Below are 12,773 nucleotides of genomic sequence, written 5' to 3' on the forward strand. Positions count from 1 at the left end.
CTCCATGATGACGGCAACTCCGGCGAGGCCCGCCACCGGGCGCGCGCCGGTGCGGGTATACCGGTCACTGCAGAAGTGGATCTGGGCGGTGCCGGCACTGATCCTCGTCGGAGGCGTCATCCACGCGGCGATCCTGGCGAACGTGTCCTACTCGACTCTCGAGTGGAACGGCGTCTCCACCGACGCCGAGAACGTCGGCTCCGGTAACTACATGGCCCTGGTCACCGATGCGACGTTCCTTACCGCACTGCGCAACACCCTGACGTTCGCCGTCGGCACGGTCTTCATCCAGATGGTGCTGGGCTTCGGTCTCGCGCTCCTGGTACGCACGCGAGTGGTTGGTCGCGGTCTCCTGCGCACTCTCGTCTTCGTGCCGGTGGTGCTGTCACCTGCCGTCGTTGCCGTCTCCTTCCGACTGCTCCTCACCCCCGATGGCGCTTTCAACCAGACGTTGGAATCGCTCGGGTTCGGGTGGCTGACACAGGCGTGGCTCGCGAATCCGTCGATCGCTCTCCTCACCCTCATCGCCATCAACGTGTGGCAGTACACCGGATACAGCTTCGTGATCTACGACGCGGCGCTCGGCCAGGTCGATCCCTCGATGATCGAGGCGGCGCGGCTCGACGGTGCCGGCACCTGGCGGCTCACGAAGAGCATCCTGCTTCCGACGGTGTCCGGATCCCACCTCGTGCTCATCGTGCTCGGATTCGTCAGCTCCCTGAAGATGTTCGAGCTGGTCTTCCTCACGACCGGAGGTGGGCCGGGCAACTCGACTCAGGTGCTCACCGGATACATCTACGAGCAGGCGATCGCGAGGTTCCACGCGGGATACGCCTCGGCCATCTCGATCGTGGTCGTCCTCGTCGCCGCCGTCTTCGCGGCGCTCCAAGTCCGACTGGCAAGGAACGCCTGACATGTTCTCTCATCAATCGCTTCCCGCGCGGGTCATCAGCCAGATCCTCCTCCTCATCGCGGTCGGGGTGCTGGTGCTGCCTCTGGGAATGATCCTGTTCGTGAGCGTGCAGGGGGAGGGGCCGGTCAACTATCTCCGCGTCCTCGAGGGCACCCCGTTCGTCCGGTTCTTCGTCAACAGTGCGATCGTCTCCGTCTCCACCGTCGTTCTGGTGACCCTCACCGCGACGATGGCCGCGTTCGCCACGTCGGTGCTCCGTCCCCGGGGAGCTGGGATCGCGCAGCTGCTGCTCATCGCCGGGCTCGCGCTTCCGGCCATCGCGCTCGTCGTGCCCCTCTTCTACGCCGTGCAGTCACTCGGACTCCTCAACACCTACTGGGCGGTGATCATCCCGCTCGCCGCGATCTCCCTGCCGTTCGGTGTGCTCGTCGCATCGAACTACATCCGGTCGCTGCCCGTCGAGGTCTACGAGGCGGCCAAGGTCGACGGCGCCACCGACTGGCAGTACTTCTGGCGGGTGCTGTTGCCGATGTGCCGGCCCATCCTCGCCGTGGTGGTGATCTTCACCTTCCTGAGCGCCTGGAACGAGTACCTCCTGCCTCTGATCTTCATTCAGAACACCGACATGCAGGTCCTCACCCAGGTGCCGACGTACTTCCAGAGCCAGCGGCTGGTCGACACCCCCAAGATCTTCGCGGCGAACGTGCTCATCAGCCTCCCCGTCGTCGTCCTCTACATCGCACTGCAGCGCACCTTCCAACGCGGTCTCTCCGCGGGTGCCATCAAATGAACGAAGGATCCCCGATGCGGCCCACTGTCCTGGCCTACTTCTTCCCCGACTGGCAGACCGACGCGCGCAACGACGCGTGGTTCGGTGAGGGTTGGACCGAGTGGGAGCTGCTGCGCCGCGCCACCCCGCGGTTCGACGGCCATCGCCAGCCGCGGGTCCCCGTTGCGGGTGAGGAGGACGACGCCGATCCGGCGGTGATGGCGCGTCAGATCGAGCTCGCGCACCGGCACGGGATCGACGGATTCCTCGTGGACTTCTACTGGTACGACGACGGGCCCTATCTGAACCGCGCCCTCGACGAGGGGATGCTGGCGGCAGAGATGCCCGACGACTTCCGCATCGCGCTGATGTGGGCGAACCACGAGCTCGTCGACATCTTCCCCTCGCGGCACCCGCATCGGGAGCCGCCGGTGTTGAAGTCCGGGGCGATCGACAGGCCGGCCTTCGAGCGGATGGCGCGGCACGTGATCGACACCTACTTCACGCATCCGAACCATCTGCTCATCGACGGCAAGCCGTTCTTCTCCGTCTACGAGGTCGGAACCCTTCTCGAGGGCCTCGGCGGCGTCGAAGGCGCCCGCGATGCGCTCGACTGGTTCCGCCGGGAGACGATCGCCGCCGGCTTCCCCGGACTGCACCTCGACATGGTGGTCTGGGGCTTCGGCGTTCTGCCCACCGCGGTGACGGTGGCGGATCCGGCCACCCTCATGCGCGCGCTGGGCGCCGACAGTGCGACCTCGTACGTGTGGATCCATCACACCGCCACCGAACGCCACCCGTGGCCGCTCGGAGACTGGTGCGACGTGCAGCGCGATGCGTTCGACGCCTACGAAGGATACGTCGAGGCGCTGCCTGTGCCCTTCCACCCCAACGTCAGCGTCGGGTGGGACCCGTCGCCGCGTACGGTGCAGTCGGCCGAATGGGAGGACGGCACCTATCCGTGGATGACCGTGTTCGACGCCTCGCCGGATGACTTCCGACAGGGGCTGCTCACCGCGCGCCAGTTCCTCGCCGACCACCCCGTCACCAGCCCGCTGCTCACGATCAACGCCTGGAATGAGTGGACGGAGGGGGCGGCGCTCCTTCCCGACACCCACTTCGGAACGCGATTCCTGGAGACGATCACGGAGGTCTTCCCTCGATGAGTTCTGCTGCACGCATCGTCTCCGTGTCCGTCGAGCACCACGCCGAGAGCCTCGGTATCGGCACGTCGAAGCCGCGGCTCGCCTGGACGCTCGATGCACCATCCGACTGGGAACCCGGCAACGCGGAGGCGCAGCTCGAGGATGAGACCGGTGCGGTCACGGTCGCGCCCCTCGATGCGCGGGATGAAGTCCTGGCGTCCTGGCCCTTTCGGCCGCTGGCGTCGCGCGAGCGCGTGGCGGTGCGCATCCGCGCGGTGAATGACGACGGTACCGAGCGGACGCCCTGGAGCGCGCCGCTCTTCGTGGAGGCAGGTCTGCTCGACCCGGCCGATTGGCAGGCTCGCCCGGTCTCAGCGCCGTGGCCCGAGACGCCGGGAACCGAGCGGCGACCGAGCCGGATGCGTCGGCGCTTCGACCTCGACGGCGGGTTCCGCTCCGCCCGGCTCTACATCAGCGCGCACGGCGTCGTCGACGGCTTCCTCAACGATGAGCGTGTCGGAGACGACACACTCGTGCCGGGCTGGACGAGCTATCGTCACCGCCTCGCATACCGCACCTACGACGTCACCGATTTGCTGGTCGGAGGCGAGAACGTCTTCGGCGCGCACCTCGCCGACGGGTGGTATCGAGGCCGTCTCGGCTATGTGGAGAACCTTCGCGACTACTACGGGGACGATCTCGCGCTCATCGCCCAGCTCGAAATCCGCTACGACGACCGAACGATCGTGATCGCGACGGGGGAGCCGGGATGGGAGGCCACCACCGGACCGATCCTGAGCAGCAGTCTCTACGACGGTGAGACCTATGACGCCCGCATCGGCGACGACTGGCGCGGCGGTGAATGGGTGCCGGCCGTCGTGGGCGACCGGGACCCGGTGACTCTGTTCGCGCCGCGTAGCGCTCCTGTGCGTCGCCATGCGGAGCTCGCGCCTCGGACGACGACGGTGCAGGCAGACGGCAGCATCCTGTTCGACTTCGGGCAGAACATCTCGGGGCGCCTTCGTCTGTCGATGGCGCGTACGCGCCAAGGGGAGGAACTCGTGCTGCGCCACGCCGAGGTGCTCGAAAACGGCGATCTCGCTCTGCGTCCGCTGCGTTCGGCAGCGGCGACCGACCGCTACGTGCAGGGCGGAGGGGAGGAGCAGTGGGAGCCGCGGTTCACGATGCACGGCTTCCGCTACGCCACCGTGACCGGGTGGGGTGGTGCGCCGGCAGAACTCGACGTGTGTGCGATCGCCTACACGACGCAGATGCGGCCGTCCGGCTCGTTTGAGACGGACAACCCGCTCCTGAATCGCTTCCACGAGAACGTTCGATGGGGTCTGCTCGGCAACATGGTCTCGTTGCCCACGGACTGCCCGCAACGGGACGAGCGATTGGGGTGGACGGCGGACTTCCAAGTCTTCGCCCCCGCCGCCTCGTTCCTCTATGACATCTCCGGTTTCGCTCTGGACTGGCTCGACGATCTCGCAGCCGAGCAATCGCCCGACGGCACCGTCCCCATCTACGTGCCCTGGCTGCCGCTCGACTACGACACGAGCCCGCCGGTCGCGGCGTGGGGCGATGCGGCCGTCCTCGTGCCGGACACCCTGCACGAGCGTTACGGCGATCCAGAGATCCTGAGGCGCCACTTCGAGATCGGGGAGCGCTGGATCGAGCGCGTCCGTGAGCTCGCCGGTGACGATCTCCTCTGGGACGAGGGGTTCCAGTTCGGAGACTGGCTGGATCCGCTGGCCCCGCCTGACGACCCGTTCCGCGCCGTGACATCCACCGGATTCGTCGCCACAGGATGCTTCGCGCACGCGGCCGAGCGTCTGGCGAGGATCGGGCGGGTCATCGGGGCCACGTCCGCAGACCGGATGCAGCGCCTGGCGGACGACGTGCGCCAGGCGTTCGCCGGTCGATACCTGGACGACGGCGGTCTTCCCCGCGACGACACCCAGACGGCCTGCGCCATGGTGCTGCAGTGGAACCTCGGCGCCTCGGAGCACCGGCCGCGCGTGGCCGAGCGGCTCGCACAGCTCGTGCGCGCGAACTACTTCCGGATCGGGACCGGCTTCGTCGGGACGCCCCTCGTGCTCGACGCGCTCGCCGACAACGGACACCTCGAGGATGCCTACGCCCTGCTCTTGCAGACGGAGTGCCCGTCATGGCTGTACGCCGTGACGATGGGTGCCACCACGGTGTGGGAACGGTGGGACTCGATGCTCCCCGACGGCTCGATCAACCCGGGCTCGATGACGAGCTTCAACCACTACGCCCTCGGTGCGATCGCGGACTGGCTGCACCGCAGGGTCGGCGGCCTCGAGCCGGAGGCCGCCGGCTTTCGGCGGATCCGCTTCGCTCCGCGCCCGGGCGGGGGCATCACGAGCGCTCGGACGCACCACGAGACGCCGTTCGGGTCCGCATCGATCGAGTGGCGGATCGGCGACGGGTGCCTCGACGTGCAGCTCGTCGTCCCGACCGGGGCCACCGGCTGGATCGACATCGAGGGCATCGTTCCGCATGAGGTGCCCGCGGGGCGCCATCGCTTCACGACCGACGCACCGCTCAGCTACGTGGCACCGATGACTCTCGGACGATCAGTTCGGGCATGAACACGACCGTGCGAGGCGGGGGAGCCGGTGATGCCTCCGCCGCGAGCAGCAGCTCCACGGCCGTCGCCCCGAGTTCCGCCTGCGGCGGGTGGAGCGTGGTGAGCTCGAGGGGTGAGTACTCGTCGGCGAGGGCGTCGTTGTACCCGACGACCGAGATGGCATCGGGCACCGGTAGCCCGCGCTCGACGACCAGTGCCTGGAGGAGACCGACGGCGACGAGGTCGTTCACCGCGAAGATCCCGTCCGGGCGCTCCGACTCCGGTCGGTCGGCGATGCGGCGGCCGAGCTCCCGCCCCTGACGGGCGTTGCGCTCGGTGGTCTCGATCAGCTCGACGGTCGCATCTGCGACGCCGGCCGCAGCACCGCGGAAGCCCTCGAGGCGCTCTGCGACCTGGTGGATCTCGCTCGGGCCGCCGACGAACGCGAGCCGGCGGCGTCCGCACTGCAGGAGGTGCTCTGCGGCCATCCTGCCTCCCGCGCGCCCGTCGATGGCCACGGCGGGGAGCGTGCCTTCGTCGGGGCTGTAGTCCAGCAGCACGATGGGGACGCGAGCCTTCCCCTCGACCAGGTAGGGGGACGGGTCTGCGACGGGAGCGAGGAGGAGGCCGCGCACCCTCTGTTCCTCGAAAAGGTGGAGGTACTCCGTCTCCAGGTCAACCTGGCTGTCACTGTCGGCGAGAACCACGTAGAGGCCGTGCTGGGTCGCGGCCGCCCTGATGCCGCGGGCGACGGCGGCGAAGAACGGGTCGGTCACGTCGAAGCCGATGAGTGCGAGCATTCGGCTCTTGCCGGCCTTGAGCTGGCGGGCGGCATCGTTGCGCACGTAACCCAGCGCCTCGATCGCGACTCTCACTCGTTCGGCCGTCTCGGGGCGGACCTTGTCCGGCTTGTTTAGATAGAACGACACGGTCGCCGTGGAGACGCCCGCATGCTCCGCCACCTCGCGAATGCCCACCACCACATCACCTCACGACGAGTCTAAACGTTTTGCAGTTCGTGAAGACAATGAGCTCGAACGGGAGGGGGCGTGGAGATCCGCGGAATCGTCAACTCCTCTGAGGACGGACCGGCTTCCCGGAGGCCGTCAACCATTCGACCGCTTCTTCCACCGTCATCTCGGTTCTCGTACCGTCGGGGCCCCGCCGAGAGCCGAACAGCCCCCGATGGTCATAGTGGCTGCAGTTCTTGCGGAGAAGTTCGTAGTAGTAGTCATCGAGATAGATCTCGAACTCGTCGGCGAAGGAACCGGAGCGCGGCAGCCGGGGCGCCTTGAGCCAGTGCACGACGGCACGGATATCGTCGCTTCCGAGTGCGACGGTCGGGGGATCCGGGAGCGCCAGCCGGAAGGCCAGTACCTCGGCGCCTTCGCCTTCCCACCATTCCGCGAGGTTGAAGGAGCTGGTGTCTTTACCTGTCAGCTGTCGGACCCGGGCCGACATCGACTCGTACGCGGATCTTTCCTCGTCGCCGTGCTCGTCGACGAATCGCACGTACGCCTGCAGCTCGTGCAGCACAGCGTCGTACCGCGCTTCAGCGGTCTCGAGGTCTGGTTGGAGGGGGCGCGGGATCACCCAGTCAGGATATGGCGGCGCGGCATCTGGACGCTTCTGAGCTGTTCACGCCAGGTGTGCGCGGTCGGTGAGGTGAGTGGCGAGCTGCTCGACGGCGCCCGCGAGTTCGGCCGGCTCGATGACAGACACCGGAGCGGTGAGCGCTATCTCGGCGACGGTCATCGCGAGCCGTCCGAGGTCTTCGCTGCGGATTCCGACGACGCAGTGTTCTGCGTGCTCCTCCCTCAGAGCGTGGTCGGCCCACTGGAGGACGCCCTCAACCTCCGCGAACGGTTTGTGGATGACGAGGGTCGCCTCGTGATCGCGGGCACTGCGGCCGATCGATCTCGCGACGAAGTCGGCCGCATCTCCACCGGGAATCGCGCGGGGCGCGAAATGACTGCTGACCGGCCGCGGCTCCCGGATCCGGTCCAGTCGAAACGTCCGCCAATCGTCGCGTTGCCCATCCCACGCGACGAGATACCACCGTCGTCCGGCCGTGACGAGCTGGTGCGGCTCGACGTGCCGCCCGCTGCTCTCGCCGTCGCTTCGCAGGTAGTCGAACCGCACGTGCTCATGGTCGCGACATGCTGCGGCGAACACGCTCAGCGACTCGGGATGGATGACGTCGTCATCGACGGCCCGCCGCAGTGAGGCGACGCTCGAATGCAGCGCCGACACGCGTCGACGAAGCCGCTGAGGCAGAAGTGCCTCGATCTTCGCCAGCGCGCGCAGCGACGTCTCTTCGATCCCGCTGACGGCGGCTTCCGCGGCATAACGCAAGCCGATCGCCACCGCGACGGCCTCCTCATCATCGAGGATCAGGGGCGGCACATGCGTTCCCGTCGCGAGCCGGTAACCTCCGTACCTCCCCGAGGTGGAATCGACCGGGTAGCCGATCTCGCGAAGGCGGTCGAGGTCGCGCCGCACCGTTCGTTCGGTCACCCCGAGCCGATCCGCCAGTTCCGCACAGGGCCAGAAGCGGTGGGTCTGCAGAAGCGACAACAACTGCAGGGCTCTGCCCGTGGGATTGGTTCTCATGATTCTCAGCCTGCCGAGGATCTCGGACATCCGGTGTCCAGGATGCTCCGTACGGTCCGAGTAGCCGCCGATCCAGACCTGCGATCGGTGCCGAACCCAGAGGAGCATCCGTGAACCCGTCCGACTTCCCCGACCCCATCCTCATTCCTGTCAACGGCGTTGAACTCGAAGTCTTCGAGGCCGGGCGAGAGAACGCCGGGAACCCCATCGTGCTGTGCCACGGATGGCCGGGGCATGCCTCCGTGTGGCGGCATCAGGTGCCGGCCCTCGTCGCTGCGGGGTACCACGTCATCGTCCCGAACCAGCGCGGTTACGGCAACTCTTCGCGGCCGACCGATGTGACGGCCTACGACATCGAACATCTCGCGGGCGACCTCGTCGGACTTCTCGATCACCATGGCTACGACAAGGCGATCTTCGTCGGTCACGACTGGGGCGCAAGCGTCGTCTGGGGGCTGACCCTGCTGCACCCGGACCGTGTGGACAAGGTGATCAATCTGAGCCTGCCCTATCAGGAGCGCGGAGAGATTCCGTGGATCGAACTCATGGAAGCCGTGCTCGGCGATGACTTCTACTTCGTGCACTTCAATCGTCAGCCCGGCGTCGCGGACGCCGTGTTCGATGAGAACACGTCCCGGTTCCTTCGCAACCTGTACCGGAAGAACGAACCCCCTCGGCCGCCTCAGCCGGGCATGGAGTTCATCGATCTCGCCCGAGCGGAGGCACCGCTCGGCGAGCCCGTCATGAGCGACGACGAACTCGCCGTTCTCGTCTCCGCTTTCGAAACCTCGGGATTCGCGGGCGGTGTGAATTGGTACCGGAACCTCGACCGCAACTGGCACCTGCTCGCCGACGTGGACCCGATCATCCACCAGCCCGCACTCATGATCTACGCCGACAGAGACATGGTCCACAAGTCCGAGACGCTCGCGGACTTCGTGCCGAACGTGGACGTCGTCAACCTCGACTGCGGGCACTGGATCCAGCAGGAGAAGCCCATCGAGCTCAACGAGGCGATCGTGAGGTGGCTGCAGCGACAGGACGCGCGATGAGATCGGACGGCCCGGCCTCAGGAACCGTCGCGCAGGTCGGCCGGAGCTCCCGCCGAGAAACGGATCCGGTCGAAGCGCGAGTCGCAGTCCTCTCCCATCGGCGCCTGCGACATGAAGCCCACCGTCACGGGGAGGTCGGTCTTCAGGCGGAACACCCGGACGAACTCCCAGCGGTCGCCGTCGTCGGAGGCGTGGAAGGCGAACGCGTCTCCGACGCGAGAGACGCGGAGATACACGAACTCGCGCTCGACGAGGGTGGAGTTGCAGTCGTCGGAGAACTCGTTGGTCACGACGCTGACGACCATCGCCCGCCCGTCGGGCGAATACTCGAAGCAGAGCTTGGCCCAGTACTGCTCATCGCACCACAGTCCCAGCACGGCGGCGTCGAACGTCGTCCGCTCCCCGACGACGCGAACCCTGGCACTCAGCGTGAAGTCGCCATCGGTCCGAAAGCCCAGCAAGCTCGCGCCGTGCTGAGTGGGACCGCCGAGCGAGTCGTTGGTCCAATCTCCTCCCGGTGCCGCATGGAGGGTGAGCTCGCCGGTGTCGCCGTCGTAGCTCGCATCCAGTTCGCCGTTGGTCCATTCGAGCGTCGGCAGGGCAGGTATCCGCATGGTCGTTCTCCTCAGTGTGATGACGTCAACATATCGTGTGGCCCGGGCCCCTCGGTGAGATGGACGGCGTCGACCATCCGGCCGTCGACCAGATGACGGCGGGACCGCGCCCGCTGAGCGACCACATCGTCGTGCGTGACGACGATGATGGTCATGCCTGAGGCGTTCAGTTCGTCGAACACGTCGAGCACGTCGTCCGTGGCCTCCCGGTGCAGGGCACCGGTCGGCTCGTCCGCGATGAGGATCGGCGGACGATTCACGAGTGCGCGGCAGATGCCGACCCGCTGCCGCTGGCCGCCGGAGAGTTCGTGCGGTGCGCGGGCGCCGAGGTGTCCGATCCCGAGCCGATCCATGAGCTGTGCGGTATTCGCCAGGGTGTCTGCGGAGACCCGGCCGCGTCGTCGCACCGCCGGGAGCAGGATGTTGTCGATCACCGCCAGCTCGTCGAGGAGGTCGGTGCGCTGGAACACGAAGCCGAGCGTGGTGCGACGGATGTGTGCGAGGGCCTTGTCGTCGAGCGCGGAGAGATCGTCGTCGCCGATGCGCACCGACCCCGATGACGGCTGGTCCAGGCCGCTCAGGCACGAGAGCAGAGTCGTCTTGCCGGAGCCGCTGGGGCCGGTGAGAGCCAGGTAGTCGCCTTCGGCGACGTCGAGGTCGATCCCCTCGAGCACGGTCGCGAAGTCGCCGGCGGCCGACTCGAAGCGGCGGGTGACTGCGCGCGCCGTGATGAGTGCGGGCGATGGGGGCATGTCGGTCAGCTTTCGTTGAGGAGTGCGGGGCTGTGGGCTGAGGCGATGAGGCCGCCGACCACGGCGGCAGCCGCCACCACGGGGCCGGTGATCAGGCTCCAGCCGTTGGCTGCGACGAGGTCGGTGGCGCCTCCGCCGAACGAGGAGAGTGTGGCGCCGAGAACTCCCGGGCCGAGCGACTCCGTCGCGATCCACCCGAGGAGAAGACCCGCCCCGGCGACGCTCATCGCCCGGAACAGGGTGATCGTGCGCAGTTCGCCGCGAGACCATCCGAGGAGCCGCAGCAGACGCAGATCGGACTCGTCGCGCGTCGCCTCGAGTCGCCCGCGGAGAGCGAACACCAGGAGCATCACCACTGCGGCGGCCGCCCCGGCGATCATCGATGCCGTCTTCAGCCGCTCGACCGTGTCGCCCAGCGTGTAGTGGACGAACCGGTCCAGCTCGGTGAACGACGCCGACGGGTGGTCGAGCGCGAGCGCCGAGGCCTTCCCGCCCTGGTCGACGCCGTCTCGGAGGTCGACCATGAACGTCTGCCACAGGGGGATGCCGTCACCACCGGGCAGCTCGACGGCTTTCCCCGATCGGCCACCGTTGGTGATGTCGTGATACAGGCCCGTGATGCGGTATCGATGGGTCGAACCGGCCGAGTCCACCTGGACGGACTGGCCGACATCCACTCCGGCCGTCTGCGCAGCGAGGGTCGACAGCGCCAGCTCCCCGGGCCCTGCGGGTGCTTCGCCACGGGCATAGGCGAGGGGGAAGGCCGAGGCGTCGCCCACCTCCAGGGCGACGTCATCGGTGTGGTCAGCGCCGATGAGCGCGACCCGGAAACTGGTCACCTTCGCGAACCGCGCGATGTCGGGGTCGTCGCGCAGAGAGCGCTCGAGCGCGTCGCCCGCGCCGGCTTCCGCACCCTCGCGGACGAAGGCACGGAGGTCGCTCTGGCCGACGCCCATGGTGGTGATGAAGTCGGGCGCCGCGATCGTCTGGGTCACGCGCTGGGGCAGGGCCGCCAGCGCGACCGCGAAGCCGACCATGACGATCAGCAGCACGGCGGTGGTGCCCCGGGTGGTGAGGCCGCGTGCGGCGAGGCGGATGCTGACAGGAATCGGAAGATCCCATCGCAGCGCACGCGGACGACGTCGGTTCTGTACCGATACCCCGGGCCTGGTCAGAGCGAGCAGCGGGCTGATGCGCCGCACCCGGCGCAGCAGCTGCGCCGCGAGCGCGGTCGGGATCGCGGATGCGACCACGACGGCCAGCAGCATCACGATGGTCCCGGTGGTGCCGTGCCCGCTCGAAAGGACGACGTCGCCGCCCCGCAGAAGCGCGGATGCAGGGAAGACCAGGAGCAGGGCGACCAGCACCGCGACACCCGACTGCACGGCGTATCCGAGAAGCAGGGTCGAGGAGACCTCGCGGTGCGAGAAGCCGATGGCCCGCATCACACCGATCCGACGGGCGTCCTGTTCGAGGGCGGTGAGGACCATGATCCGCAGACACAGCAGCGTGATGGCGAGCAGGGCGATGCTCACCGTGATGGTGAGAATGGCGACCAGACCGTCGGTCAGCGCGGCGATCAGACGCAGCAGGCTCCCGTCGACGGCAGCACCGTTGGCCGGGAGTCCGGCCAGACGGTAGGCCTCCGCGAATCGATCTCCTGCGTCGTCGACCAGGCGGAAGGTGAGGATGTGCTCCACGGGGAGCCGTTCGGCAAGGTCGTTCCAATCCCCTTCGGACACCACGAACCGCTTCGAGTTGACCAGACTCGGCCCCATCTGGGCGTCGCTGACGGTGTCGGCGACCGTGAACGTCTGCACGTCACCCTGCACGGCGATCTCGACCGTGTCACCGCGCGCGAGGTCGTAGGCGTCGGCGTAGTAGCCGGGCACGGCGATCTCGCCGTCGCGGACGTTGGTCGGCGTGCCGTCGGGTCCGAGCAGGAAGTCGAATCGAGGGCTCTGGGTGACCAGCAGGAGGTCCATCACACCGTCGCGCGCGGCATCCGTCATCCCGTGCATCCGAAGGTTCTGGTTGTCGAGCTGGAGCGCATCCTGCACCTGGTGGTCCTCGACGATGTCCTGGTGCGTCGCGGCGAAGGAATCCAGCGATGAGGTCTCCAGTGGACCGACGTGCATCTGCACGGCGTCCGGCGCTTCCGCGAGCGCGAAGAGCCGCTCCGTCGCCCCGATCGTCGAGACGAGGGTGGCGACACCCGCGCCGGCGGTGGCGGAGCTGATCGCCATCAGCAGGATCAGCGAGACGCTGCTCACGGGATTCCCACGGATGCGTGCGAATGCCATCCGCCACGCGGTCGAG

General features: G+C 67.7%; 11 protein-coding genes. 5 read left to right on the forward strand and 6 right to left on the reverse strand.

Annotation, left to right across the window (positions count from 1 at the left end):
- The first annotated feature begins 4 nt into the window (after nucleotides 1-4).
- The 4 genes from CQ034_RS11165 to CQ034_RS11180 are packed head-to-tail and all read left to right on the forward strand — an operon-like array spanning nucleotide 5 to nucleotide 5,445.
- On the forward strand, nucleotides 5-913 hold the full coding sequence (locus tag CQ034_RS11165; protein WP_181156290.1) for a carbohydrate ABC transporter permease: 909 nt from the start codon (nucleotides 5-7) through the stop codon (nucleotides 911-913).
- Between the two features lies 1 nt (nucleotide 914).
- Nucleotides 915-1,703 (forward strand): carbohydrate ABC transporter permease, encoded by a 789-nt coding sequence (locus CQ034_RS11170; protein WP_105711091.1) that lies wholly within the window; start codon nucleotides 915-917, stop codon nucleotides 1,701-1,703.
- Nucleotides 1,704-1,717: 14 nt separating this feature from the next.
- Entirely contained in the window at nucleotides 1,718-2,848 is a 1,131-nt protein-coding gene (locus CQ034_RS11175; protein WP_181156291.1) for a glycoside hydrolase family 99-like domain-containing protein, read from the forward strand.
- A complete protein-coding gene (locus CQ034_RS11180; RefSeq protein ID WP_105711093.1) occupies nucleotides 2,845-5,445 on the forward strand; it encodes an alpha-L-rhamnosidase in 2,601 nt (866 codons plus the stop codon). Before CQ034_RS11175 ends, CQ034_RS11180 begins: the two co-directional genes overlap by 4 nt.
- On the opposite strand, the gene CQ034_RS11185 is transcribed toward CQ034_RS11180, so the two are convergent.
- The 3 genes from CQ034_RS11185 to CQ034_RS11195 all read right to left on the reverse strand — a co-directional run bounded on the left by CQ034_RS11185 (nucleotide 5,399) and on the right by CQ034_RS11195 (nucleotide 8,036).
- Nucleotides 5,399-6,400 carry a LacI family DNA-binding transcriptional regulator gene (locus CQ034_RS11185; protein ID WP_181156292.1) on the reverse strand — a complete coding sequence of 334 codons (1,002 nt, stop codon included), beginning with the start codon at nucleotides 6,398-6,400 and terminating at the stop codon, nucleotides 5,399-5,401. The genes CQ034_RS11180 and CQ034_RS11185 overlap by 47 nt on opposite strands.
- Before the next feature lie 91 nt (nucleotides 6,401-6,491).
- The gene (locus tag CQ034_RS11190) at nucleotides 6,492-7,016 is read right to left on the reverse strand and encodes a hypothetical protein (RefSeq protein ID WP_146114835.1); all 525 of its coding nucleotides are present in this window, start codon (nucleotides 7,014-7,016) and stop codon (nucleotides 6,492-6,494) included.
- Between the two features lie 45 nt (nucleotides 7,017-7,061).
- Nucleotides 7,062-8,036: a YafY family protein gene (locus CQ034_RS11195; RefSeq protein ID WP_105711177.1), complete on the reverse strand. Its 975-nt coding sequence runs from the start codon at nucleotides 8,034-8,036 to the stop codon at nucleotides 7,062-7,064.
- 110 nt (nucleotides 8,037-8,146) lie between these two features.
- Between CQ034_RS11195 and CQ034_RS11200 the strand changes: the two genes are divergently transcribed.
- A complete protein-coding gene (locus CQ034_RS11200) occupies nucleotides 8,147-9,088 on the forward strand; it encodes an alpha/beta fold hydrolase (RefSeq protein ID WP_105711096.1) in 942 nt (313 codons plus the stop codon).
- A gap of 17 nt (nucleotides 9,089-9,105) precedes the next feature.
- Here the strand turns inward: CQ034_RS11200 and CQ034_RS11205 are convergent, their stop codons facing one another.
- The 3 genes from CQ034_RS11205 to CQ034_RS11215 are packed head-to-tail and all read right to left on the reverse strand — an operon-like array spanning nucleotide 9,106 to nucleotide 12,727.
- A complete protein-coding gene (locus CQ034_RS11205; RefSeq protein WP_105711097.1) occupies nucleotides 9,106-9,702 on the reverse strand; it encodes a DUF1349 domain-containing protein in 597 nt (198 codons plus the stop codon).
- Between the two features lie 11 nt (nucleotides 9,703-9,713).
- Complete coding sequence (locus CQ034_RS11210) at nucleotides 9,714-10,454, reverse strand: ABC transporter ATP-binding protein (RefSeq protein ID WP_181156293.1); 741 nt, start codon at nucleotides 10,452-10,454, stop codon at nucleotides 9,714-9,716.
- Between the two features lie 5 nt (nucleotides 10,455-10,459).
- The gene (locus tag CQ034_RS11215) at nucleotides 10,460-12,727 is read right to left on the reverse strand and encodes an FtsX-like permease family protein (RefSeq protein ID WP_181156294.1); all 2,268 of its coding nucleotides are present in this window, start codon (nucleotides 12,725-12,727) and stop codon (nucleotides 10,460-10,462) included.
- Nucleotides 12,728-12,773: the final 46 nt, after the last annotated feature.

The organism is Microbacterium sp. MYb45, assembly GCF_002979655.1.
In the GTDB taxonomy this organism is placed as follows: Bacteria; Actinomycetota; Actinomycetes; order Actinomycetales; family Microbacteriaceae; genus Microbacterium.